This is a genomic window from Micromonospora vulcania (genome assembly GCF_042658605.1).
In the GTDB taxonomy this organism is placed as follows: domain Bacteria; phylum Actinomycetota; class Actinomycetes; order Mycobacteriales; family Micromonosporaceae; genus Micromonospora; species Micromonospora vulcania.
The window spans coordinates 315,806-341,673 of sequence record NZ_JBHSQS010000006.1 but is presented as its reverse complement, the minus strand read 5'-3'; the positions used below and the strand labels follow the sequence as shown (position 1 = coordinate 341,673).

Here is a 25,868-nt window from a genome sequence, read left to right as displayed (position 1 = left end):
AACGCATTCGTGCGAGCTGTTGGTCTGTACGAGTTCGGCGGGCCGGAGGTGCTGGAGGTCATCGACCTGCCGGAACCACACGCCGGGCCCGGCGAGGTTCGGGTGCGCGTGCGCGCGGCCGCGGTGAGTCCGTCGGACACGCTGCTGCGCTCGGGTGCGCACGCATCGGCGCTGGCTGGGGTGCCGGGGCCGTACGTGCCCGGGATGGACGTCGCGGGTGTGGTCGACGAGATCGGCTCGGGGACCGAAGCTGACCTGTCGATCGGTGACCCGGTGATGGCGATGCTCCTGCCGGTGACCCCGACCCCCGCCGGCACCCTTGAGAACAGCGGCGGCGGTTACGTGGAGTACGTGGTGCTCCCGGCCAACTGGGTCGTCCGTGCACCAGCGGGGATCAGCCACGAGGCCGCGTCGACGCTGCCGATGAACGGTCTGACCGCACTGTTGGCCCTCGACCAGTTGGCCCTCGCGCCTGGCTCCACCCTGGCGGTGATCGGGGCCGCGGGGACCCTCGGTAGCTACCTGATTCAGATGGCCAGGCAGGCCGGTCTGGTCGTGATCGCCGACGCGGCTCCGGCCGACGAGACCCTCGTTCGCGAGTTCGGCGCGGCCGACGTCGTGGCCAGGGGCTCCGATGTCGTCGACCGAATCCGGGCCCGCTATCCCGATGGGGTGGACGCGGTCGCCGACGTGGCGCTGCTCGGATCGCGGCTGTTCGACGCCGTACGCGACGGCGGCACTCTGGTCCGGTTCCGCTCGACTGACGAACCGGGCGGCTATCAGGCCGACAGCAGCCGCGGCATCACCGTGCTGTCCCCGTTCGTGCCCGACTACGCCGGCCGGACGGACAAGCTGGACGAGATCCGGCGTCTCGCCGAGTCGGATGTGCTGATCCCGAGGGTCGCGAAGACCCTGCCCGCCGCCGAGGCGCCCGACGCGCACCGCCGATTCGAGGCCGGCGGCGTCCGCGGCCGCCTCGTGCTCACCTTCTGACCACCCAGACCCGAGAAATCCAAAGGAGCAATGATGTCCACGCGTTTCGCGGACAAAGTCATTCTGATCACCGGTGCCACCTCCGGCATGGGCCGGGCCGTCGCAGAGCGGGTTGCCGCGGAGGGCGCGAGGGTCGTCCTGGCGGCACGCGGCAAGGACGCGGGTGAGGCACTCGTCGCCGACCTGCACTCCGCCGGACGCGATGCGATCTTCGTGCCGACCGACGTGACGGTGGGGGCCGAGGTGGCGCAGTTGGTGCGGCGGGCGGTCGACCACTACGGCCGACTCGACGGCGCGTTCAACAACGTCGGCGCGGCCACCGCGTACGGACCGATCGCGGATATCGAGGAGGACGCCTGGAGCGCCGACCTGGCCCTCAACCTCAGCAGTGTCTTCTTCGGACTGAAGTACCAGATCCCGGCGCTGCAGGCGTCCGGCGGCGGCGCGATCGTGAACAACGCCTCCAACCTCGGTGTCACCGGTGCGGCCGGCATGGCCTCCTACAGCGCCGCCAAGCACGGCGTCGTCGGGCTCACTCGCTCGGCGGCACTCGACACCGCCGCGACGGGTCTGCGGATCAACGCGCTCATCACCGGTGGTGTCGACACCCCGCTCCTGCGCGGTGCGATGGGCCCGAACCCGGAGGAGGCGATCCGTGCCGCCGGCGCGATGCACCCGGTCGGACGGATTGCCCAGCCGGACGAGATCGCCGCGTTCGCGGCCTTCCTGCTGAGTGACGAAGCCAGGTTCATCACTGGAGCCGCGCTCGCGATCGACGGCGGCATGACCGCCGCCTGACCACCCGGCACCGGGTCTTCGGCGCGTGCGCCCTTCCTGGCCGAGGGCGTGACCGCTACCCGCGCCGAAGACCCGACGGTCGTGGACCGAACTGCTCAGTGAGGCGGGCGGTGAACAGGTCGACGCCTTTGTACCGGAGTGAGCGCGTGCACCTGTACCGCCTCACGAAGGCGGCCGACCCCGGTTTCAACTGTCGGGGTGCGGCGCCCCCGGCGCGCACGGTCCGTCCCACCGTGCAGGCCCTGCTGGACCGTCTCGAACCCACGGCAGCGGTGCTGCTCAACCAGCTCGGCGACATCCTCGCCCACACGGCCGCCTACGAACGGCTGGCCAAGCCGATCGGGTTGCTGGACGGGGCACCGCCCAACCTCGCCCGGTTCGTCCTCACCGACGACCGGGCACGCAGCACGTACCCCGACTGGGACCACATCGCCGACGAGCAGGTGGCCGCCCTCAAGCAGGGGCCGTTCCGGGCGGACCCGCACATGGCCGCGCTGGCCGACGAGTTGACCGTGACCGCCGGTGCGGCCTTCACGCGTCGCGTCGACACCGTTGCGGGGTTGCCGAAGTCCAGTGGCATCTATCGACTGGCCCATCCCGAGGCGGGTCTGCTCCGGCTCGCGTACGAGACCCTCGAACTCTCCGCCGACGACGACCAGCGCCTGATCGTCCACCTGCCCGCCGACGCGGCGACATGCGCCGCCCTCGACCGTCTCGACAGGCACCATCCGCAGCCGCTCCGCCTCGTGGTCGGATAGGCGGTTCCCGGCCCGGCGGCCCTCGGATCACGTCTGATTCGCGACAGAGCGCACTGCCGCGTGCGCGCTGCTGCCACGATCCTGCGTGTCGTGATCGGACAGCCGAGTGGACGGTGGTGACGTCGGGCCGTGAGCCTCTTCCGACCTCTCGCGGAATGGCCCCTGCTGATCTGCGGGCCGGTGCTGCGGCGCGTCACGCCGACCCGGGTCAGCGTCTTCGTCGTCACCTCGGCGCCCTGCACGGTGGAGATCCTGCTGAGCACCGGTGGGCAGCAGGTCGCGGCGAGTCCGGCCACCTCGACCCGTACGATCGGCGCACTGCTGCACGCCATCGTGGCGACGGTCGTCCTACCCGACGCGAGTCCGCTCACACCCGACGTGGTCTACGCCTACGACGTGCGGATGACACCCACGCTCCCGGCCGGTCCGGCGAAGACCCTGGCGGACCAACCCGGGCTGCTCACCGGGCCGCGACCGCTCGGCTACCGCGACGGCGCGCTGCCCAGCTTCGCGCTCCCCACCGGCCTGCAGTACCTGCATCTGCTGCACGCATCCTGCCGCAAGCCGCACGGTGGTGGCCCGGACGCGACGGCCATCATCGACAGTCTGGTCAACGCCGCACACGGCAACCAGGCCATCGCCAACACCGTCGAGGACGCCCGCCGCCGTCCGCACCAGTTGCTGCTGACCGGCGACCAGATCTACGCCGACGACGTGGCGGTCAGCCTGCTACCCGTGCTCATCGACGTGGGCGGGCTGCTGCTCGGCGAGACGGTCAAGGAACGGTTCGCCGGCAACGCCGTGATGACCGACCCGGCGGTACGGCCGGGCCCGTCCCGCCGCCGCTACCTGGAGGCGAACACGAAACTCTCCAGCGGCGCCATGGAGAACCACCTGATGTACTTCGCCGAGTTCTGCGCGATGTACGTGCTGGTCTGGTCGGACGAGCTGTGGGCGCGCGACGGCGGCGGCGTTCCGCGACTCGATCCGCTGGACCCCGCGACGATCTACCCGGCCAGGCAGAGCCCGGACTGGACCAAGGCCGACGACGTGGCGCGGGCCCGCGCCCTCACCCACCGGGGCGAGGTGCTCTCCTTCGCCAAGACGGTCCGGCGGGTGCGCCGCGTACTTGCCAACGTGCCGACCATGATGATGTTCGACGACCACGAGATCAGTGACGACTGGAACATCGACAGCGGTTGGGTACAGGACTCCCGCACCGACCCCGGTACGCACCAGGTCGTCCGCAACGGCCTGCTCGCCCAGGCGCTCTTCCAGGCCTGGGGCAACCTGCCGACCCGCTTCGAGGCCGGGGTCGGCAAGGCGCTGCTCGACCTGATCACCGTGCCCACCGGCCAGTTGCGTACGCCGCTGGCGGTCACGCCGGCCGCGGCGGACGTGCTGCTCGACATCGCACCGACCGGCCCGTCGCCGGCCGCACAGCGGGTGCAGTGGGACTGGACCCTGGACGGCCCGCAGCACCGGATCATCGGGCTCGACACCCGTACGCACCGCGACTTCACGACCGGCGGGCCGAACAAGGTGGGGCTGCTGACCGAGGCCGAGATGACCCGCCAGTTGACCGCGAACAAGCCGACCGATCCGTCCACGCTGGTGTTCGTCATCGCCCCCGCGCCGGTCGTGGGCCATCCGCTCGTGGAGGAGGCGCTGCAACCGATGGTCACCTCCGCCGAAGGCGTCCGTGAGGCCGACAGCGAGGCGTGGGGCGTCAACCGTCCGCTGTTCGAGGCGTTCCTGCGGCGGCTCGGGGCGTTCGGCCGGGTGGTGCTGCTCTCCGGTGACGTGCACTACGGGTACACCAACCACACCGCGTACTTCGGCCCCGCCCCGCAGACCCCGTCCCGTTTCGTGCAGTTGTGCGCGAGCGCCGCCAAGAACGCGGACGAGCTGACTCGGGCGATCCAGACAGCCGGCTACCTCACGATGGTCAATCGGGGCTGGCTCGGCTTCAGCACGCCGATCACCACCGACGGGGGTGCCAAGCTGCGGGCCGGCCTGCGGGCGATGACCGAGGCGAACCCCCGCGACAAGGTGCTGCGGGACATCTACTTCCGGCTCATCGTCGAGGACCGGCTGACCACCCCGCCGGTGATCCCGGCCGGTCCGTGGTTCACCGACGCCGCCACCGCCGAGGTCGCGCAGATCGTCGCGTTGGGTCGACCGGACGACTGGGCCTACCGCACCACGTACCTGAGCGACACCCGGACCACCGCGCAGCGCCTGACCGACCTCGGGGTGACCCCGGGATCGAGCGTGCCGCAGACCAGCCGGCAGTTCATGCAGGACCTGGCGGTGACCGTGGTGGGCGAGCCCAACATCGGTCAGATCCGGCTCCGGATGACGCAGGGCAACCTGCAGGTCGTCCACCGGCTGCACTGGTACGTCCCGGCGCAGACCATCAACACCGACACCGCGCCGGCCGCGTACACCGAGCACGTCGCGCCGCTGACCGTACCGACCGCCGCGGACCGGCCGACCGTGTTCAAGCTGCCGACGGTGACACCGTGACCGAGCGCAACGCCCTCGACGACATCGTCGACACCCTGCTCGATCTCGTCTCCCCGCTCGCCGAGGCGGTACGCGACGACGCCGCGTTCGGCTGGTTCCTCGCCCAGTTCGGCTGGACCGCGCGCACCGTCGACCTGGACGACGCCGGCGCGGCCGTGCAGGCGCTGCTGGACACCCTGGAGAACCTCGGCGAGGACCTGTCCTTCGACGACCTGCCGGCCCTCGTGCAGAGCCTCGCGTCGCTCGGCGGGACGGTCGTCGCGGTGGCCGACTTCGCCGAAGCCCTCGGCTCGGCCGCCGGCGATCCGGCCGCATCGGCCGAGGTGCTCGGCGAACTGGCCGCCGACGTGCTGCAACACCTCGTGCTGACCTGGATCGGCACCCGGTCACCGGCGGCGTACAGCGTCCTGTCACTGCTCGGGATCATCGACCGGCGGGTGGCGACGGCCGTGGCGACGGCCGGGCCCGATCCGCTGCTGCAGCGCGCGGCGGTGGAACGGCCGGTGCTGGTGCTGGAGGCGTTCGCGGCGCTGCTCAGCGATCCGGTGGGGCACCTTCGCACCCGGCTGGGCATCATCCAGATGGCCTCGAACGAGGACGCCGAGCAGCTGCTGCGGACCCTCTTCGCGCCGATCCGGGAGCTGGTCGTCGCGGCCGGCGGCGTCGGCAGCCTCGGCGCGGACGCGGTGCCCGCGCTGCCCGGCGACCCGGTGCTGCGCCGCGCCGCCTTCCTGCTGCCGCTCCCGGTGGGTGGCGACGACCAGGACGTACGACCGTGGGTGTCGCTGCTGCTGGAGCTGGTGCCGGCTGGCGGCCTGAGCCCGGCCGGGGACGCCGGACCGGGCCTGGCGGTCGAACCGGGCGGGGGACTAGAGGTCACCCTCCCGCTGCCCGGCTCGCGGCTGGATCTGCACGTAACGGCCGGCATCGGCAGCGTCTTCTTCGCCCAGGGCGGCCCGCCGGCCGTGCACGCGGACAGCACCGAGGGTGTGCACGTGCGGGTCGATTTCACCACGGTCGCGGACGCCGCCGGCACGCCTGCCATCGTCCTCGGCGCCGACACCCTGGGGCTCACCATCGGCGGCGTGACCGCGGGCGCCGAGGCGCGTTTCGGCCGCCGCGACGACCCCGGCCTCGACCTCGACCTACGCGCCGGCGTCCAGGACGCCCGCTTCCGACTGGCGCCCGGCGAGGGCGACGGCTTCCTCGGCAAGGTGCTGCCGGCCGACGGGATCGGCTTCGACTTCGACCTGGGCATCGGCTGGTCCACCCGGCGCGGGCTCTACTTCAGTGGCGCGGCCAGCCTGGAGGCGGAGTTTCCGCTGCACGTGAGCCTGCTCGGGGTGCTGACCATCGACCTGGTGCACCTGCGGCTGGCCGCCGACGACGACGGGTTCGGCCTCACCGTGGCGGCGACCGCGGCGCTCAAGCTCGGCCCGATCGCGGCCACCGTGGAGCGGATGGGGCTCGGCGCTCAGGTGGCGCTCCCGCCCGGTGGCGGCAACGTCGGCCCGTTCGACATCAGCCCCCGCTTCGTGCCGCCGCGCGGTGCCGGCATGGTCATCGACGCGTCGGTGGTCATCGGCGGGGGGTACGTGCTCAACGACCCGGACAACGGTCGTTACGCCGGCATCCTCCAGCTGAAGATCGGCGACATCGTCACGGTCACCGCGATCGGGCTGGTCACCACCAAGCTGCCGGACGGGTCCCCGGGCTTCAGCCTGCTGGTCATCATCACCGCCACGTTCCCCCCGATCCAGCTCGGATTCGGCTTCAACCTGTCCGGGCTGGGTGGCCTGCTCGGCCTCAACCGCACGATGAACGTGCAGGCGTTGCGCGACGGCGCGCGCAGCGGCGTACTCGACTCGATCCTGTTTCCGGTCGACCCGGTGGCCCGCGCGACCAAGGTGATCAGCGATGTGGAGGCGGTCTTCCCGGTCGCACCGGGGCGCTTCGTGATCGGGCTGATGGCGCGGATCGGCTGGGGGAGCCCGCGCCTGGTCACGGTCGACCTCGGCGTGATCATCGAGGTGCCGATGCCGCTGCGGATCGCGCTGATCGGCCGGGTCAGCGTGGTGCTGCCGGCCGCCGACGCCGCCGTCGTCGAGCTCAACCTCGACATCGTCGGCATCATCGACCTCGGCCGTGGTGAGCTGTCGATCGACGCCAGCCTGCACGACTCCCGGGTGGCCGTCTTCGACATCAGCGGCGACATGGCGGTACGGGTCGGCTGGGGCGCGACGCCCGCGTTCGTCGTCTCGGTCGGCGGCCTCAACCCCCGATTCGAGCGTCCGCCCGGCCTGCCGGACCTCAAGCGGCTCACCATCGCGCTCGCCTCCGGAGAGAACCCGAGCGTCCGCCTGGAGACCTACCTCGCGTTGACCTCGAACACGATCCAGATCGGCGCGCGGCTCGGCGCGCACGCCGAACTCGACGCCGGCGCGCTGGGACTGTTCAGCGCGGACGCGTACTTCGGCTTCGACGCGTTGATCACGTTCGTGCCGTTCGAGTTCATCGTGGACATCTCCGGTGGCATCGTCATCGCCCGCAACGGCGCACCGTTCATCGGCGCGGACGTCCTGCTCACCCTCTACGGGCCGGAGCCACTGCGCGCGGTCGGGTACGCCGAGGTGCACTTCCTCGGCACCCACCGGATCCCGTTCGACGTGACGGTCGGCGGCGAGGCGGTGGCCGCCGTCCTCGCGGCGGTCGACCCGCTCGCCGCGTTGCTGGCCGAGGTGGCCCGCCTGGGGGCCTGGAGTGCCCAGCCACCCCGCGAGGTGACCGGTGTCGCGGTGCGCGACGTCGGCGGCAGCGAGGAGCTGCTCGCCCATCCGCGCGGCGAGCTGACGGTACGCCAGCGGGCGGTCCCGCTCGGCGTCCGCATCGAGCGGTTCGGTGGGGCGCCGATCGACGGCGGACCGCGCGGGTACACGCTCGGGTACCGGCTGGGCGGCGAACCGGCCACCGGTGGCGAGGAGATCCGGGACGCCTGGGCGCCGGGCGACCTCTTCACGCTCACCGACGACGAGAAGCTCTCCCGCCCCTCGTTCGAGCGGCTGCCCAGCGGCAACACCGGAATCGGCGGCGTCGGGGTCAGCTTCGGCACCGCACGCGAGGGTGCCGAGGCCGACTACGAGACGCGGGTGATCGACGACGACGAGCTGTCCCGGCCGGCCGCCGGCTACCGGGTGCCCGCCCGTGCCGAAGCGGTGCTGGTCGCGGCGGAGGCCCGGGGTGCCCCCGGGTACGCCGGCCCCGACCTGGCGGTCCGCGTCGCGCCGCCGGCGTTCCGGGTGGCCGACACCGCGACGCTGGCCGCCGACGGTACCGAGCATCCGTCGTGGATCGAGGCGTACGAGGCACAGGCGGGCCGGTCGGACCGGCAGGTCGTCGGAGCCCACGAGGTGGCAGCAGCATGAGCCGTCCCACCTACCTGCCCTGGGTACGCGCCGGACTGGTCGCCACCGTGACCAACCCGGACCCGCTGTCCGGGGCGCTGCCGGCCCGTACGACGTTCCAGGTGACGGCCGAGGCGGACACCGGCGACAGCCAGTCGGTCGACATCCGGCTGATGGGTCCGGGCGACGTCACCGCCATCGATCCCGGTCTGGTCACCGGCACGCAGCCGACCGACGGCGCGATCGAGGTGGAGCCGAACTACTTCTGCGTCGCCGAGCTGCCCAGTGCCGACCTGCCCTGGATGTTCACTCCGGCCGCACCCAACCAGGACCGGCTGCGCCCGTTCCTCGTGCTGGTGGTCGTGCCGGCCGAGACGAACGCGCTGACGCCCGGCGCCGCCGACCGGTTGCCGGTGCTGCACGTCGACGACGCCAGCACCGAACTGCCCGACCTGGCCCAGTCGTACGCGTGGGCGCACGCCGAGGTGCCGAACGTGGCCGGGCTCCCGGCAGCGGCGCAGCCGACCGGCGTCGCGCGGCTGATGTGCCCCCGGCTGCTGGTGTCCCGCACGACGTACCTCGCGGCCGTGGTGCCCGCCTTCGAGCCCGGGCGGCTCAGCGGGCTCGGGCTGCCGCTGCCCGACGACGACACCATGCTCCCGGCCTGGGACATCTCGGTCGCCGGCCCGGTCGACCTGCCCGTCTACCACTCCTGGACGTTCACCACCGGCGACGACGGCGACTTCGAGGCACTCGCCACGCGCCTGCGACGGGTGCGCCTCGGCGCGGACACCGCGGTCGGTCAACCGGCCACCGTGGACGCCCATGCGGGCCTGCCCGCCCTGACGGACTGGCGCTTTCCCGGCGCACTCGGCAGCTGCCCCGACCCGCTGCCCGGCACCGACTTCACCGCCGGGCTCACCGCGCTCGTCGACGGCACGGAGGCCGCGGCCGAGCTGCCGGTGCCGCCGCCCCTGTACGGCGGCCGGCACGCCGCCGACCCGACCCTCGCCGGGACGGCCAGAACCTGGCTGCGGCGGCTCAACCTGGATCCCCGCTACCGCAGCGCCGCCGCCCTCGGCACCCGCCTCGTGCAGGAGCACCAGGAGGCGCTGATGGGCGCGGCCTGGGCCCAACTCGGCGAGGTCGAGGCGGCCAACGCGCTGCTGCGGCAGGGGCAACTGGCCCGTGCCGCCGGCACCGCCGTACACGCCCGCCTCGCCACCCTCGACGCGGCCACGCTCGTCCAGCTCGCCGGCCCGATGCTGGCCCGTCTGCGCGAGCCGGCGAGCGGCGGCACGCTCGCCCACCGGGTCGCGGTCAGCTGGGTGCCGCGACAGTTGGCCTCCGGCGCGTTCCGGCGGGCCCTGCGGCCGCGTGGCCCGCTCGCCCGGCGTACCGGACGGACCGCCGCCGACCTGCTGGCCGCGGTCGACGCGGGCACGCCCGTGGTGCCGCCCCGGGGCCGTCCGGACGGGATCGTGACCATCGACGTGCAGACCCCGGACGGCTTCCCCGACTGGTGCACGATCACCCCCAAGACCCTTCAGGAGTACGCCGGCAGGCCGCAGCCGCCAGCGAACGCCGCGCAGTGGCGGGACCTGGTCGGCGCGCTGGCCGCCGTACACCGGGCCAAGCCGCCGTGCACGCCGCCGCCACCGGCCGGCGGACCGGTCCCACTGGCCACCGCGCGGACGGCGATCCTCGCCGCCACCGATCCGCACACCACCGTGCCGGCCCGGATCGGCGCCCGCGTCACCGGCCCGCCCGGCTGGTCACCGGCCGACCCGCTCACGCCGATCATGGCGACCCCCCGGATCGACACCCCGCTCAGCCGCGACCTGATCGCGCTCTCGCCCGACCTGCTCCTGCCCGGCATCGCCGCGCTGCCGGCCGAGGCGGTCGGCGCCGTGCCGGTCAACCGCCGCTTCGTCGAGGCGCTGATGGTCGGCGCCAACCACGAGGTGATGCGCGAGCTGCTCTGGCGCGGGTACCCGACCGACCAGCGTGGTACGCCCCTGCACCGGTTCTGGGACCGCAACGGCTCGCTGGCCGGGGCCACCGACGACATCCCCGCCATCGACGAGCACTGGACCGGCGACCTCGGTACGCACCAGACCGGCGACCCGTCGCAGGTGGTGCTCATCGTGCGGGGTGAGCTGCTGCGCCGGTACCCGCGTACCCAGGTCTACGCGGTGCGGGCCGAGTGGGTCGACGGCCGTCGCCGTCCGGTCGCCGTGCCGGCCGCGCTGCCCCTCGACGACCCCGCCCACCCCGAGCGGTACCCGGCCTTCGGCGGCCTGATCCCGCCGGACATCGCGTACGTCGGCTTCGACCTGCCCGACGACGTACGCGGCGACGCCGATCCGGCCGCCGGACGGCCCGGCTGGTTCTTCGTCTTCCAGCAGCCGCGCACACAGACCCGCTTCGGCCTGGACGCGACCCGTTCGGAGAACGTCCCCGGCCAGGGCGCACCGGACCTGTCCTGGCCGGCCGTCGCGGTCAGCCCGTCCGGGCATGTCGACCTCGCCGGCCCGCTCTCCGATCTCGTCCTGCCCGGCTGGGGGCCGCAGGCCACCTCCGCCGACCTCGCGCAGTGGTGCGAGCAGAAGCCGTACCGGGTGTGTATCCACGCCTCTGACCTGCTTGCGGAGGAAGACACCCCGTGACCACGTACGACGAACTCGTGGCCCTGCGGCAACCGCAGCGCGCCGCCGTGCTCGCCGCCACGATCGGCGACCTGGACCAGGGCGTACCGCTGGTGCTGCTGCCGGTGCGGTTGGAGACCCGGTACGACACCGACCCGGCCTCCACCCGGCTGCGGATCCGGGTATATCCCGACGACATCCACCTGGACGCGCACGAGCCCGAGCTCACCGACGCGGAGGCCGAGGCCGGTCGGGCGTACTGGCGTGCCTGCTGGACGGCCGCGGAGCAGCCGGACCGGCAGCGGGCCTGGACGCTGCTGGTCACCTCGGTGGGACCGGAGCGGGCCGCCTGGATCAGCCGTGCGCTCACCCCGGTCAACCCGCGCACGGATCCGGAGCCGCTGTTCCCGGGCCACGCCACCCGCGCCGGCCGGTGGACCCGAGCCGTACGCGCCGAGCTGCTGCCGGACTGCTGGCGGGCCGAGGCGTGGCGCGGCGGCGTCCGCATCGCCACCGCCACCGGCAGCCTCATCCGCCGCCCCCTGCCGGCCGGCCCGGACCCGGCCGACACCGGCGGCGGCCTGATCGACGACGGCATGCGGTGGATGACCGACTTCGGTGCGGCGCTCGACGCCGGCATGGGTCTGGTGCTCGACCTGCCCGACCGCGACCCGGTCGACCTGCTGACCGTCGTCGGTGTCCGGGCCACCGAGCCGCCCGACGCCGGGCTCGCCGACCTCCTGCGAGCCCACCGGTACGGCCTGGGCGACGGCCTCGACCTGGTCGCGCACGGCGCGCCGACCAACAACGACGAGCAGGCCCGCTCGGCGTACGTGGGGGCACCGTTCGCCGACCCGTTCACGCCGGCAGCGGGCCCGGTCGCCGGCGACGGCGGGGACGCCGACCGGCTCGCGTCCGCACTCGGCGTACCGATCGCCACGTTCGACGACCTCCCCGGTGCCGCCCAGCGCCGGGCCGCGCTCGAAGTCGACCTGGCCACCCTGCTCTGGCCCGGTACCTGGGGCTACTACCTGACCCAGCTGCTCCGACTCGACGAGTTCGACCAGGAGGGGCCGGCCTGGCGGCGGTGGATCATCGACAGCGTCCGGGCCGGCGGGCCGCTGCCGGTGCTGCGGGTCGGGCGTCAGCCGTACGGCGTACTTCCGGTGACATCGCTGGATCGCTGGCGTCCCGGGCGGACCGCCGGGCTGGTCAGTGTCGAACTCGTACCGGCGAGGAAGGGCACCGCCACCCGGCTCCGGGTCTTCGGTGGGCTGACCGACCAGGCGGTCTGGACGTTCCTCGAACCTCGCGTCTTCGCGCTGCCCAGTCCAGCGGCGGCCCGGCTGGTCGCGGCCGCCACCGACCCGAGCACCTCCGGCGAGCGGACGCGGATCGTCATCGCGTACGCCGGTGACGCCGACCCGGCCACCGGCGGCATCACCTGCCTACGGATCGGTCTGGACGACGGCGGACCCACCGGGCCCGCCGCGCTGCGGATCGGCCCGGTGCCCGGCGGCTTCCCCGCCCGCCGACTGCAGGGGCTCGCCGTCGCGGTGGGCCGACGGGACGTGGCGTTCGTGCTGCAGTTCGAGCCGACCCGACCGAAGCTGCGCCCCCAGACCGCCGTCCTGGTGGGAAGTGGCTTCAACGGCTCGACCGTGCGGGCCTGGTCGGCGTTGGTGGACATCACCGCACGGCTGACCGCCACCGAGCGGGTCACCTCGGCCGCCCTGCTGCCCAGCAAGGACCGCTACGACCTGGTGGTGGTCACCGAGGAGACCGCCGCCGCGCCGGACACACCCCTGGCCCGCTGGCACGTCGGCCACGGGCTCGACGCCGACGGTCAGGTCGCCGGATGGTCCGGACCCTTGCCCGTCGGGCCCGCCTCCGCCACCGGCATCGGGTCGGTCGGGACCGCGTTGACCGTCACCGACGTCGACGGCGACGGTGCGCCCGAGGCGTTGCTGGCGGCGTACCGCACCTACCCGGACGGCACCGTCACGGCGGGCTACACCGTCGGCGTCACCCCGACCGACGGCGTGTTCACCTGGCCGGCCGGCTGGTACGCCAACCTCGGCCAGCCACCCGCCGACCTGCGGGGTGCGGCGCTCGTCGCGGTGCCGTGGACCCCGTTCCGTGAATCCACCAGCGGCCTGGGCACCCCGAGCCGCCAGGTCAACCTGCTGCGCCGGCTCGCCGAGCGGTGGCGCGAGGCGTCGGCCGGGGCCGCCCACGTGCACGACGGCGACCGCGACCCGGACCGGACGCTGCTCGACCTGCTCGCCACCGACGCGGTGTCGCAGACGTTCGAGGCACGACCGTTCGTGGGCGCCGCGGTCCTGGAGAGCACCGCCCGGGTGCTCGGCCGAGGGCAGCCGACCGGCTCGGCCGCTGCCGTCGTCGCGGCCCTGCTCGACGATCTCGGCATCACCCCCGGTCGTCCGGTACGGCTCGGCCGTGGTGGCTACACCGACGTGGCCAGTCCGGTCGAGCCGCCGAAGCCGGGGCAGGACCTGACGGGCACCGCCGCCGGACCGGACCGGGACCGGCCGTTGCCGTGGCTGCGCGAGATGCTCGACGCGACCCCGGCCGAGCTGCACGACAACTGGATCGGCGCGGACGAGCCGCTGCTGGCCCGGCTGGTCCGGCACAGCCTCCTACAGGCGTACGCGGACGCCGCGTTCGCAATGGTGCCGGTGCCGACGGCGGACCCGCCACCGCTGCCCGAGCCGGAACTCGTCGACCTCGTCGACCTGACCAAGCCCGACCCGGTGGTGACCCGCACGCTGACCTCCTGGCGGCACCTCTCCACGGCCACCTACCAGGGCAGGCCGCTGGCCGAGGTGCTGTACAAGGCGGCCCGGGACGCGAACCCGCCACCGCAGGTGCGACCGCTGGCCGAGACGCTCTCCGCCCTGGGTCGGCTCGCCGAGATTCCCGCCGGCGAACTCGCCCGGCTCACCGGCGGGGCCCTGGACCTGGCCACCCACCGGCTCGACGCGTGGATCACGGCGGTCGCCACCGAGCGGCTGGGCCAGCTGCGCGGGACCAGGCGGACCGGCGCGCACACCGGCGGGTACGGTTTCGTCCGCGACCTGCGGCCGGCCACCGGGTCACCGTCCACCGGGTACGTGCACGCGCCCTCGATGACCCACGCCGCCACCGCCGCCGTGCTCCGCTCGGGGCACCTGACCCACCCCGGCGGCGAACTGGCCGTCGACCTCTCCTCCGGCCGGGTACGCGCGGCGCTGGACGTGCTCGGCGCGCTGCGCCAGGGCCAGTCGCTCGGCGCCGCGCTCGGCTACCGCTTCGAACGCGCGCTCTCCGATGCCGGAGCGGCCCGCTACCTGACCGCCGTACGGCAGCTCGTCCCGCTCGACGTGGGGCTGCTCACCCCGGCGCCGGAGGGCGTCGACGTGTCCACCGTGGCGGCGATGGTCACCACCGACGGGCTGGCCCTGCTCGCCCTGGCCGAGGGGGCGGGCCTGCCGTGGGGGACCACCCCACCCGGCCAGCAGCAGGCACTTCCCACACCGGGCAGCGCCGACCAACGGGCCATCGACGCGGCCATCGAGCGGGTCGCCGACGTCGCCGACGCGATCGCCGACATCGGTGTCGCCGAGGGCGTGCACCAGCTGCTCCAGCGCAACCCGATCCGGGCGGCCGGCACGCTCGACGCCCTCACCCGTGGCGAGGTCCCCGCGTCGGACGACCCCGACGTGCTGCGTACCCCGCGACAGGGCACCGGTGTCACCCACCGTCTGCTGGTGGTCGCGCCGGACCCGGGCAGCAAGGTGGCGGCATCCGCCCTGGCGGCCTGGCCGGCCACCGTGGCCCAGCGCGCCCGGCACGCCCGCGCGAGCGCCGAACCCCGACTCAACGCCTGGGCCGCGCTGACGCTCGGCGATCCGGCCCGGGTGTTCTTCCGGGTGGCGTCGGCCGGAGGCGAACCCGAGGAGTTCAGCCTCGCCGAGGTCGGGCTGTCACCCTGGGACGTACTCGCCGCGTCCGCACCGGGCGTGGCCAGCCTCGCCCAGACGAACCTCGGCCGACGGCTGCTGCGGCACGCCCAGGCCAGCCTCGGAACCACGGACCTCACGCTGGTCACCGAACCCGCCGAGGACTGGGACGTCGACCGGCTGAGTGTTCCGGAGCTGCTCACGCTCGCCGAGAGTGGTCGCAACCTCATCATGGGCGCTCGCGCGGCACACGCCGGCGACCTGCGCGCCGGCACCGCCCAGGACCCCGCACGGGACGACGCCGACCTCGCCGCGCGGGCCAGCACCGCCCGGGCGAGCCTCACCGCGGCGGTGAACGACCTGCGCCCGTACTTCACGCTCGACGCCGATCAGCGCGCCACCGTGGACGCCCTCTATCCCGGGATGGACACCGGTGGGCTGACCAACCTGCTGGACCTCCCGGCGTACCGGGACGTGACCGCCGCCGCCAACGCCGTGCGCCTGCCGACGATGCCGGCGGACGGGCTGCTCGACGTGCTCGACCGGCTCAGCGGCTTCGGCATCGCGGACGCCGCCGCGCCACCCGCCTCCGCCGACGTCGAGGCGGATCGCGCCGACCTGGCCGTACGGGCCCGGGCGGCGCACATCCAGGCCGTCGAGCGCCTCGCCGCGTCGACCAGGGCCACTGCCGAGGGGGACGGGCCGGCCGCGGTGGAGAGCCTGTTCGGTGAGGGCTTCCGGGTGCTGCCACTCTTCGAACCGGGCGTACCCACCGTCGCCACGCCGTCCGGCGCGACCGATGACGAGGTTGCCGGGTGGCTCGACGGCGTCGCCACGGTACGGGCCGGCGCGGCCCGGTTGCAGGACTTCCTGCTCGGCAGCGAGGTGACCGGCGGGGACCCGGGCGGTTGGGACGTCGTGCAGTTGCCGGCCGGGGCCGCGACGCGCTGGGTCGCGCTCGCCCCCGACCCGGGCGGCCCACGGATCCCGGCCGGCTGCGTCTCGGTGGTCGTCAGCGGCCCGGACCCGACCTGGCGCGAGAGCGCGGCGGCTGCACTGCTGGTGGACGCCTGGGTCGAGGTCGTCCCGTCGACCCAGGAGAACACGGCGATCGCGTTCCACCTGGACACCCCGGACGCCACCGCGCCCCAGTCGATCCTGCTCGCCGTCGCGCCGGACCCGGGCCGCCGGTGGACCTGGGACGCGCTCGGCGACGTGGTGGCCGAGACCGCCGCACTGGCCCAGATCCGCGCCGTCGACCCCGACCTCGTCCCGGCGTACGGGCATCTGCTCCCCGCGCTCCTGCTTCCGCACAACATCGGCGGCGACCCGGGCGGCGACACGGTTTCCACGAGATTCGAGGGCTGACCATGCCATCGGTGACGACCTGGCGACGGCTGGAGCCGCGTACCCGCGACGGGGAGCTTTCGTCGATCGCGGCTCGCGTCGCGGATCCACTGTGGATGCTTGCTAGGCAGTGGCAGAGCGGCGAGCTCACCGGATCGGACAACGGCTCACCCACGCTCGTCCGGCTCACCGCCGAGCACTCCACCATCACCCGGTGGACGACCGGTACGCAGACGCCGGCCGGTGACGGCACCACACTCCCGGCCGGCCAGCCGATCGAGAGCCGGGTCGACGCGGTGCCGGTGACCCCCGGGCTCGGCGATCGCGCCCGCGCCGGTCAGCACCTGCTACGGCTGCTCGGCGCCACGCTGGCCGGGCGGTACGCGTCCGCGCTCCGCGACCACTACGCGCTGCCCCCGCTCGACGCCGCCGCCGAGGACCGCAGCGACCAGGCCGGCCGGCGCTGGTCCGGGTTGCTCGCCGGGCGGGCGCTCGACGGGGAGGCGCTACGGACGGCGATCGGGTCCGCGCAGGCCCCGAAATCCCCGCCCGGCCCGGCGTACGACGTTGGCGACCAGGCGGCGGTACGCGACGCGGCCGGCCGGTACGCCCGCTGGTGGGACGCCCGCTTCGCTGCCACCAGCGGGGCGTGGCTGCCCGGCCGTCTCGCCGCGCCGTTCCGCCTCGCGGCATCCACCTCCACCGGGCCCACCGCGCTGGTCGCGCCGGAGCACCGGGGTGGCCGGATCGACTGGCACTCGTTCGACGGCGCCGGATCCACCTCGATGGCGGCGGCGGACGCACCCTCGGCGCCCGTGACCACCAGAGTGCTGCCCAACCGGCTCAGCTTCCCCGGCATGCCCCGCCCACGCTGGTGGGAGTTCGAGGACGCGGCCGTCGACCTCGGCCGGATCGACGCCGCTCCGGACGACCTGGGACGCCTGCTGCTGGCCGAGTTCGCCCTCGTCTACGGCAACGACTTCTTCGCCGTACCGATGTCGATGGCCGCCGGCTCGCTCTGCCGCGTCGTCACGATCGAGGTCGACACCTGCTTCGACGAGACCGTCACGGTCCCCTCGGCGGTCGACTTCGACGGCCCGGGCGGCGGGCGTCGCGCCTGGCGGATGTTCCACAGCGACGGCGCGGCCGGCCTGGTCCTCGCACCGTCCATCGTGGATGTGACGGAGGGCGCTTCTCGCGAGGAGGTGCTCCTCAGCCGCGACGAGATGGCCAACCTCGCCTGGGCGGTCGAGCTACGGGTGACCGGGCCGACCGGCACCGTCGTCGACCGCCGCGAGGTCGAGTCGGCCCGGCAGGCCCGCGCCGGCGACGAGCCCACCGTGGAGAACGCGTTGCACTATCGGCTCTCCACCACGGTGCCGGAGTCGTGGCTGCCGTTGCTGCCGGAAGCCGGGGGCGTACTGGCGCTGCCGGCGACGTCCGCGCCGGCCGGCCGACTCCTGGGCGACCAGCAGAGCTTCCGGCTCGACGCCATCGAACTGCCCCGGGTCGGCCGCCGGGTCACGCTGGTGCCGCGCCGTGCCCGCGCGGTCGACGGCACGATCCGGGTCTGGTCGGGCTGGCACGTCGGACCCGGTCGAGGGGAGAGCTCCAGTGGCCTGCGCCACGACGAGCTCACCCACGAGCGGCCCGCCTAGCCGTACGCCATCGCGCTGATCTGACCCGGCACCGAAGGAATTTCTTCGGTAGCCGTCAGTCATCGGTCCTCGTCGGACGGCCGCCGCCTCCCGGCGCCGACCGGCACGGCGGCGGGACGCGCCGACAGGATCTTTTCATCATCGATGTTTGGTGATACCTATCTCACACCGAACCTCCTACCACCACCGGAGCGCGACGTGCGGAGATCCCGTCTGGCAACCCTTGCCCTGAGCCTGGTCACGGCTCTGGGCGCCACCTTCACCCTGGCAGCGCCCGCCCAGGCCGCTCCCAGCGACCACTACGTCGCCCTCGGCGACTCCTACTCCTCCGGGGTGGGCGCCGGTAGCTACACCGCGGAGAGCGGTTCGTGTCAGCGCAGCTCCAACGCCTACCCGGCGCTGTACGCCACCAATGTGCGCCCCGCGTCGTACCGGTCGGTCGCCTGCTCGGGCGCCACCACCGCCAGCGTGATCAGCTCGCAGCTCGGCGCACTCAGCGCCACCACGACCTTGGTCAGCGTCTCGGTCGGCGGCAACGACGTCGGCTTCGCCAACATCATGACGACCTGCGTGCTCTACGGGACCACCGAATGCGTGGCCGCCGTACAGGGCGCCGAGAACAAGGCCCGCGCCGACCTCGCGAACCTGCTGAACGGCGTCTACAACGGCATCCGCACCCGAGCGCCGTCGGCGCGGGTGGTGGTCGTCGGCTACCCGGTGTTCTACCAGCTCGGTACGACGTGCGTCGGGCTCAGCGCCACCTCGCGGGCGAAGATCAACGAAGCCATCAACCTGGTGGACGACATCATTCGCAGCGCCGCCGGGGCTGCCGGGTTCGCCTTCGCCGACGTCCGGTCGCAGTTCGTCGGCCATCAGCTGTGCAGCTACGGCGAGAAGTGGCTGCACGCCCTCAACTTCACCAACCTCGGCATCTCCTACCACCCGACCGCCGCGGGTCAGTCCGGCGGCTACTACCCGGTCTTCCGCTCGGTCGCGGGCTGACGGCAGGCGCCCGTGGGGCGCGTTCCGGAAGATCCGGACCGCGCCCCACGGGCGAACCGCCTACAGCCGGAGCGGTCCGAGATCGGTGACGACCTGGGCGAGTGTACGGATGAGGTCGGTCTCCGCCGCCGTACGCCAGATGAGTGCCCACTCGGCGATCGGCGCGTCCGCGATCGGCAGGTAGCGGATGTCGGGACGGGCGTAGTAGCGGCTCGCGTGGTCGTGCACCGGGCAGACCGCGTTGCCGGCCGCGACGATGGTGATGAGTTCCTGGAAGTTGGCCACGTACGGGCCGCGCGGGATGGGCCTGCCGCTCGGAGTGTGGAACGGCGTGATGCCCGACACCCAGTAGTCCGGGGCGGTGGTGGAGGGGACGACGTAGTCGCCGAGGTCCTCGTAGCGGACCGAGTCCTGGTAGGCGAGCGGGTTGTCGGTCGCGACGGCGAGCAGGATCCGTTCGGTGTGGACGATCGGCCCGACGGTGAGGTCGGGCTCCTGGATCGGCAGCCAATTGATCTGGGCATCGATCTCACCTCGGCGCAGCGGGCCGAACGGGTCGCTGAAGTGGTTGTGGGCTATCTCCAGGAGACAGTGTTGGCGGCGGGACCGTAGGCCGTCCAACAGCGGACGCAGGTCGTCCAGGTTGCTGGCGAGCATGCCCAGGCGTAGGACGTCGGTCGTGCCCCGGGCTGCCGCCGTGGCGCGTTGCAGGCTGTCGCGTAGGCCGCGCTGAACGGGCCGAAGGTCGTCGAGGAGTTGGCGGCCGATCGGCGTCAGGGTCACGGTGCGACTGGTCCGGTCGAACAGGGCCGCGCCGATCTGCCGTTCCTGCTTCTTGATCGCCTGGCTCACCCGGGCCTGGGAGACGTGCAGGCGCTCGGCCGTCCGGCCGAAGTGCAGTTCCTCGGCGAGCGTCAGGAAGATCTCGATGTCGCGTAGTTCCACTCGCAGCACCTCCGGCGATAACGCACAGGTTATCAATATCGGCCGAAGTCATCGTTGATCAATAGGGGTTCGTGGCCGGAAGCTGTTTCCACACCACCCCTCATCGTCACAAGACAACGGGAGTCGCCGTGCTCACCCCCATCGCCTACGGGCTCGCCATCGTGCTCAACCTCTTCGTCGTCGTCATCGGTGCCCGTTTCCTGCTCGCCCCGCACAGTGCCGCGGCCGGCTACGGCGTACCGGCCAGACCCGGCGGGGACGGCGCCTATCTGACGATCAAAGGCCTGCGTGACCTCAGCTACGGCGTACTCGGCCTGGTCCTGCTGGCGTTCGCCGGCGCGCAGGCCGAGGCGTGGTTCATGCTCGTCGTGGCCCTGCTGCCGCTGGGCGACACGGTGATCGTCCTGCGCCACGGCGGCACCAGGGCAGCGGCCTTCGGCATCCACTTCGCCACCGCGGTGGTCGTCCTGATCAGTGCCGCCCTGCTGTTCGCGCTCTGAAAGAACCCAACCACCCCAGGGAGTACGCCCATGTCGCTGTCCGTACCGGACCTCACCGACTCCGTCGTGGTCCGCGCCGCACCACCACTCCTGGGACCACGCGCGGGTCGCCGACCGTCAGTAGTAACGGTCGATCGGCTCGCGGGCCTCGGCGAACAACGCCGGTCCCTCGTAACGGACCGGGGCCGGCTCCGGGGTGGGCGGTTTGACGTCCTCGAACTGCTCGCCGGACAGGCCGAACACGATCCGCCCCAGGCCGGAGCGGGTGATGGCGGTCGCGCACATGGGGCATGGCTGGCAGCTCGTGTACATGGTGGTGCCGGCTGCTACCTCCGGGGCGAGTTCCCTGGCCGCCCAGCGGGCCAGCTTCAGCTCCGGGTGGGCCGTGATGTCGCGTTCCGAGACCACCGTGTTGTGGTCCTCGGCCAGGACGTCCCCGTCCGGGCCGACCAGCAGTGAACCGAACGGCCGCTCGCCGGCCGCGCCGGCCCGACCGGCGATCTCGATCGCCTGGCGAAGGAACTTCTCGTCGTCGGGTGTCATGAGCCAACGTTATCGATACGACAGCGGCGGTCGCGGCCCGGCGTGGCGGGACGAGAAGGACCTATTTCACCTTGCGGGTCGATCGAGCCACGATGCCCTCGTACTCCGGGTGCTTGACCAGCCATTCGCTGAGAAACGGGCAGATCGGCACGACGGTACGGCCCTTGGCCCGCGCGTCGTCCATCACCGCCCGAGCCAGGGTCGACCCGACGCCCTTGCCCTCGAACTCCGGATCGACCTCGGTGTGGGTGTAGGCGATGACGTTGCCGGTCAGCTGGTAGGTGACCACCCCGGCGACCGCGCCCGCCTCGTCGCGCGCCTCGAATCGCTCCCGCGTCGGCGCGTCTGTCACGGTGAACTGCACCGGACCATCCAACCACGTCCGCCGGTCGACCCCGACGTGGTGGGGACGTGGTGCCGGTACTGCTCAGGAGCCATATACCTGTGGGTCATGATTATGACTCACAGGTATACCGCGCTCAGGTGCGGCCGCCGCGCAGGTGGTCGACCGGTGCAGAGCCAGCGGCCGTGGCTCCGACAGGTCGGGTCAGCCCGAACAGGGGTAGACGCGGGTCTCGGTGGCCTTGACCGTGGCCCAGACGGCCTGGCCCGGGACGAGGTGGAGGTGGGCGGCGGCGAGCGGGGTGATGTCGGCGGCCACCCCGACCGGGCCGTCGAGCTGGACGCGCAGGTTGTCGCCGTGGCGTTGGATGCCGCTGATGGTGGCCGGCCAGGTGTTGCGGGGGCTGCCGTCGGGGCGCTTCGGATACAGGGCCACGGCCGAGGGTGGGAAGGCGACGAAGACGTCCCCGTGGTGCTGCTCGGCGGTGGCGAGCGGGAAGGTGCCACCGACCAGGACGGTCAGCCCGTTGGCGGCGCCGCGGTAGAGGTTGAGCCCGACGAGGCGGGCCACGTAGTCGGTGCGCGGTCGGGCGGTGATGGTCGCGGCATCGCCCTCCTGCACCACCCGGCCGTCCTCGACGATGATCAGCCGGTCGGCGAGGACCAGGGCGTCGAGCGGATCGTGGGTGACCAGCAGGGTGGCCCCGGTGTGGTCACCGAGGTGGCGTTGCAGTTCGGCCCGGGTGTCGAGGCGGGTACGGGCGTCGAGCGCGGCGAGCGGCTCGTCGAGCAGCAACAGCGCCGGGTCGACGGCGAGGGCGCGGGCGAGCGCGACCCGTTGGGCCTGGCCACCGGAGAGCTGACGTGGTTTGCGCCGGGCGTGGTCGGCCAGCCCCATCCGGTCCAGCCAGCCGGCGGCCTGTTCGCGGGCGGCACGCCGGTCGACGCCGTGCCGCCGGGGGCCGAACGCGACGTTGTCCAGTGCGCTCAGGTGCGGGAACAGCAGGTAGTCCTGGAAGACCACGCCGATCGGACGGCGCTCGGTGGGCACCCAGACCCGACGCTCGGGCCGGTCGAGGTCGGTGCCGCCGAGGGTGACATGGCCGGCGGTGAGTGCGGCCAGGCCGGCGAGCGTACGCAGGGCGGTGGTCTTGCCGGCGCCGTTGGGCCCGAGCAGCGCGACGACCTCGCCCGGCGCGACCCGCAGGGTCAGGTCGAGGCGGAAGGTGCCCTGGTCGACGACGAGATGGGCGTCGAGACTGGGATCCGTGTCGGTCGTCACGGGCTGGTGATCCATCGGTCGCGGAGGCTGGCCAGGATGGTGACCGAGACGGTGAGCAGGATGAGGCTCAGGACGATCGCCGACTGCAGGTCGGTTTCCAACGCGAGATAGACCGCGAGCGGCATGGTCTGGGTGCGACCCGGGAAGTTGCCGGCGAAGGTGATGGTGGCGCCGAACTCGCCGAGCGCGCGGGCCCAGCAGAGCACCGCCCCGGCGGCGATGCCGGGGGCGACGAGGGGGAGCGTGACGTGGGTGAAGGTCGTCCAGCGTCCCGCGCCGAGGGTTGCGGCGGCCTCCTCGTAGCGGGTGTCCGCGCCGCGCAGCGCACCCTCGACCGCGATGATCAGGAAGGGCATGGCGACGAACGCCTCGGCGAGGACGACGCCGGTAGTGGTGAACGGCAGGGTGATGCCGAACGTGGAGTCGAGCCAGCCGCCGAGCAGACCCTTGCGGCCGAAGACCAGCAGCAGCGCCACTCCGCCGACGACGGGCGGGAGCACGAGCGGCACGGTGACCAACGCGCGGACGACGCGCCGGCCGGGGAACTCGGCCCGGGCCAACAACCACGCCAGGGGTACGCCGAAGGCCAGGCAGAGCAGCGTGGCGAGGGTCGCGGTCTGCAACGACAGGCGCAGTGCGGTGAGTACGCCGGGCTCGGCCAGTCGCTGCGGCAGGGTGCTCCACGGCGTACGGACCAGGAGCCCGATCAGGGGTAGGACCAGGAACAGCAGCCCGAGCGTGGCGGGGACGAGAAGCGCGACCGGAATGCGGGAACGTCGGCGACGTGGCGGAGCGACCACCGCTGGTCGTTCCGCCACGTCCGTACCGTTGGCGACTGACACGTCCTACGGGGCCTGGAAACCGGCCTGGCTGAGCACGGACCTGCCGGCGTCCGACCGCACGTACGCGACGAAGGCCGCCGCGCCGGTCTTGTTCGGCGCGCTCTTCAGGACGGTGATCGGGTATTCGTTGATGGCACCGGCGGATTCGGGGAACTCGATGCCGTCGACGTCGGCGGTGGATGCCTTCGCGTCCGTCCGGTAGACCAGGGCGGCGTCGACCTCGCCGAGCTTCACCTTGGACAGGGCGCCCTTGACGTCCTGCTCCAGCGTGACCGGGGTGAGTTTCACCCCGGCGGCGTCGAGGGCCTTCTTCGCCGCCGCGCCACAGGGCACCTGCTCGGCGCAGAGCGCGACCTTCGCGCCGGGCTTGGTGAGGTCCCTCAGCCCGGTCACACCGTTCGGGTTGCCCTTGGGCACGGCGATGACGAGCTGGTTCTTCACGAAGGTGGTCGGGGTGCCGTCGCCGTTGCCCGCGTCGGTGACCGCCTTCATGTTCGCCGGGGCGGCGGACGCGAACACGTCCGCTGGGGCACCCTGGTTGATCTGGGTGGCGAGCGCGGAGCTGCCGGCGAAGCTGAAGGTGACCTTCGTGCCGGGGTTGGCCGCCTCGAAGTCCTTGCCGATCGTGGTGAACGACTCGGTCAGCGACGCCGCCGCGAAGACGGTGATCGTGCCGCTGACGCCGGAGGCGGTGCTGCCCGGTTGCGGGCTGGCGGGGTCGGCGTCGCCGCAGCCGGTGACGCCGAACGCCGCCAGTGCGGTGAGTGCGGCCAGGGCGATGCGGAACCGTCGTGCTCTCACGAGCTGGTCCTCCCTCTGCTGCCGGTGGTCGGGGTGGGCTTCTCCACCATGACCGTGGTGGACTTGATGACGGCGATCGCCACCGATCCGACGGTCAGGCCGAGTTCGTCGACGGCTTCCCGGCTCATCAGCGACACCACCCGGAACGGCCCGGCCTGGATGTCGACCTGCGCCATCACGGTGTCCTTGACCACCGCGGTGACGATCCCCCGCAAGCGGTTGCGCGCGGACGACTCGTCGGCGCGATCCTCCGGCTCGGCGGCCTGGGTCTGGACGAACGTGGCGAGGTCGATCCCTCTGATCACGCGGTGGCCGTGCTCGTCGCGGACCGCGGCGACGCGCCCCGCGTCGACCCAACGCCTCATGGTGTCGACGCTGACTCCGACCAGGTCGGCCGCTTCGCCGATCCGAAACACCGTCATGTCGGCCAACCCTAGTCCACCGCACCTGCGAGGAGAAGATGGCTGTTGGGGCCGCAGCATCGGCCTGGTGTTCCCTTTCATCGGCCGCATCTGCATGATGGCTTCATGGCTGGTGACACGCTGTCGACAGGGCAGATCCGCACCGACGAACAGCGCCGACGGTGGACCGATGTCCTCGACCACATCGCCGACTCCCCGGCGCGCAGATCCGGCTCGGGGCGGTGACGACGTGTCCTGCGGTCAGGCTGACCCTGCCGGACTGTCGGTCACCGCACGACGCGGGCGACGACGCCGTTGAAGGACACGTCCTGCACGGACGGGCGCGGCTGCGGCAGGTCGTCCGTGTGCCACCGCGCCACGGACACGATGCCCGGCTCGACGAGCTCCAGGCCGTCGAGGAGGTCGGCGAACTGCTCGGTGTTGCGGGCCCGGAACTGGCCGTTGTCGTTGTTGGCTTCCAGCTTGGCGGTCACCGCCGGCGGCAGATATTCCCAGGTGACGTGGGAGGCGACCACATAACTGCCGGTCGGGAGCGCGGCGACGAGCCGGGCGAGGATGCCCCTCGGGTCCTCGTCGTCGCGGATGAAGTGCAGGATCGCCACCAGCATCAACGCGACGGGCTCGGACAGGTCCAACGTGGCGTCCAGATCAGGGTGGGCGAGGATCTTCTCCGGCTCACGCAGGTCGGCGTCGAGGTAGGCCGTGCGGCCCTCCGAGGTGCTGCTCAGCAGCGCGCGGGCGTGGGCCAGCACGATCGGGTCGTTGTCGACGTAGACGACCCGGGCGGACGGGATGACCGCCTGGGCGACCTCGTGCGTGTTGTCGGCGGTCGGGATGCCGGTGCCGATGTCCAGGAACTGCCGGACGCCCTGCCGCGCCAGGAACCGTACCGCGCGCTGGAGGAACATCCGGTTCTCGACGGCGGCGAGCCGGATGGTGGGCATCGCGGCGGCGAGGGCGTCGCCGGACTCCCGGTCAGCGGCGAAGTTGTCCTTGCCGCCCAGCAGGTAGTTGTATCTGCGAGCCGGGTGCGCTACCGAGGTGTCGATTCGGTCCACCGCTGACAGTTCACCGCTCCGGCTGATCATCCCGGCC

The 25,868-nt window shown here is 72.8% G+C and carries 18 protein-coding genes; 10 read left to right on the top strand and 8 right to left on the bottom strand.

From position 1 onward, the window contains the following. Window positions 1–9: 9 nt before the first annotated feature. From ACFQGL_RS12665 to ACFQGL_RS12625, 9 genes are all read left to right on the top strand, one after another. Window positions 10–993 carry an NADP-dependent oxidoreductase gene (locus ACFQGL_RS12665; protein WP_377510395.1) on the top strand — a complete coding sequence of 328 codons (984 nt, stop codon included), beginning with the start codon at window positions 10–12 and terminating at the stop codon, window positions 991–993. A gap of 33 nt (window positions 994–1,026) precedes the next feature. Beyond that, window positions 1,027–1,791, top strand: coding sequence for an SDR family oxidoreductase (locus ACFQGL_RS12660; RefSeq protein WP_377510392.1), 765 nt, complete (start codon window positions 1,027–1,029; stop codon window positions 1,789–1,791). A 146-nt stretch (window positions 1,792–1,937) separates the two neighbouring features. Continuing rightward, entirely contained in the window at window positions 1,938–2,549 is a 612-nt protein-coding gene (locus tag ACFQGL_RS12655) for an MmyB family transcriptional regulator (protein WP_377510389.1), read from the top strand. 129 nt (window positions 2,550–2,678) lie between these two features. Next, window positions 2,679–5,078, top strand: a complete 2,400-nt coding sequence (locus ACFQGL_RS12650; protein WP_377510386.1) for a DUF7800 domain-containing protein — start codon at window positions 2,679–2,681, stop codon at window positions 5,076–5,078. Beyond that, window positions 5,075–8,500 (top strand): DUF6603 domain-containing protein, encoded by a 3,426-nt coding sequence (locus ACFQGL_RS12645; RefSeq protein ID WP_377510383.1) that lies wholly within the window; start codon window positions 5,075–5,077, stop codon window positions 8,498–8,500. Before ACFQGL_RS12650 ends, ACFQGL_RS12645 begins: the two co-directional genes overlap by 4 nt. Beyond that, complete coding sequence (locus tag ACFQGL_RS12640) at window positions 8,497–11,148, top strand: hypothetical protein (protein ID WP_377510380.1); 2,652 nt, start codon at window positions 8,497–8,499, stop codon at window positions 11,146–11,148. The genes ACFQGL_RS12645 and ACFQGL_RS12640 overlap by 4 nt, the downstream gene beginning before the upstream one ends. Continuing rightward, window positions 11,145–16,457 (top strand): hypothetical protein, encoded by a 5,313-nt coding sequence (locus ACFQGL_RS12635; protein WP_377510377.1) that lies wholly within the window; start codon window positions 11,145–11,147, stop codon window positions 16,455–16,457. The genes ACFQGL_RS12640 and ACFQGL_RS12635 overlap by 4 nt, the downstream gene beginning before the upstream one ends. A gap of 11 nt (window positions 16,458–16,468) precedes the next feature. Continuing rightward, a complete protein-coding gene (locus ACFQGL_RS12630) occupies window positions 16,469–18,094 on the top strand; it encodes a hypothetical protein (RefSeq protein ID WP_377510374.1) in 1,626 nt (541 codons plus the stop codon). Window positions 18,095–18,292: 198 nt separating this feature from the next. Further along, window positions 18,293–19,096 carry an SGNH/GDSL hydrolase family protein gene (locus ACFQGL_RS12625; protein ID WP_377510371.1) on the top strand — a complete coding sequence of 268 codons (804 nt, stop codon included), beginning with the start codon at window positions 18,293–18,295 and terminating at the stop codon, window positions 19,094–19,096. Between the two features lie 60 nt (window positions 19,097–19,156). Here ACFQGL_RS12625 and ACFQGL_RS12620 read toward each other — a convergent pair whose 3' ends face one another. Next, a complete protein-coding gene (locus tag ACFQGL_RS12620; RefSeq protein WP_377510368.1) occupies window positions 19,157–20,041 on the bottom strand; it encodes a LysR family transcriptional regulator in 885 nt (294 codons plus the stop codon). Window positions 20,042–20,169: 128 nt separating this feature from the next. Between ACFQGL_RS12620 and ACFQGL_RS12615 the strand changes: the two genes are divergently transcribed. Further along, a complete protein-coding gene (locus ACFQGL_RS12615; RefSeq protein WP_377510365.1) occupies window positions 20,170–20,541 on the top strand; it encodes a DUF4267 domain-containing protein in 372 nt (123 codons plus the stop codon). A 117-nt stretch (window positions 20,542–20,658) separates the two neighbouring features. Here ACFQGL_RS12615 and ACFQGL_RS12610 read toward each other — a convergent pair whose 3' ends face one another. The 7 genes from ACFQGL_RS12610 to ACFQGL_RS12580 form a co-directional block, all read right to left on the bottom strand. After that, a complete protein-coding gene (locus ACFQGL_RS12610) occupies window positions 20,659–21,084 on the bottom strand; it encodes a nucleoside deaminase (RefSeq protein ID WP_377510363.1) in 426 nt (141 codons plus the stop codon). A 61-nt stretch (window positions 21,085–21,145) separates the two neighbouring features. Continuing rightward, window positions 21,146–21,448, bottom strand: a complete 303-nt coding sequence (locus ACFQGL_RS12605) for a GNAT family N-acetyltransferase (RefSeq protein ID WP_377510360.1) — start codon at window positions 21,446–21,448, stop codon at window positions 21,146–21,148. Between the two features lie 183 nt (window positions 21,449–21,631). Beyond that, window positions 21,632–22,708, bottom strand: coding sequence for an ABC transporter ATP-binding protein (locus tag ACFQGL_RS12600; protein ID WP_377510357.1), 1,077 nt, complete (start codon window positions 22,706–22,708; stop codon window positions 21,632–21,634). After that, window positions 22,705–23,526, bottom strand: coding sequence for an ABC transporter permease (locus ACFQGL_RS12595; protein WP_377510354.1), 822 nt, complete (start codon window positions 23,524–23,526; stop codon window positions 22,705–22,707). Before ACFQGL_RS12595 ends, ACFQGL_RS12600 begins: the two co-directional genes overlap by 4 nt. A 27-nt stretch (window positions 23,527–23,553) precedes the next feature. After that, on the bottom strand, window positions 23,554–24,351 hold the full coding sequence (gene modA, locus ACFQGL_RS12590) for a molybdate ABC transporter substrate-binding protein (RefSeq protein ID WP_377510351.1): 798 nt from the start codon (window positions 24,349–24,351) through the stop codon (window positions 23,554–23,556). After that, window positions 24,348–24,773, bottom strand: coding sequence for a TOBE domain-containing protein (locus tag ACFQGL_RS12585; protein ID WP_377510348.1), 426 nt, complete (start codon window positions 24,771–24,773; stop codon window positions 24,348–24,350). Before ACFQGL_RS12585 ends, modA begins: the two co-directional genes overlap by 4 nt. 266 nt (window positions 24,774–25,039) lie before the next feature. After that, a complete protein-coding gene (locus ACFQGL_RS12580) occupies window positions 25,040–25,861 on the bottom strand; it encodes an SAM-dependent methyltransferase (protein ID WP_377510345.1) in 822 nt (273 codons plus the stop codon). Window positions 25,862–25,868 lie beyond the last annotated feature (7 nt).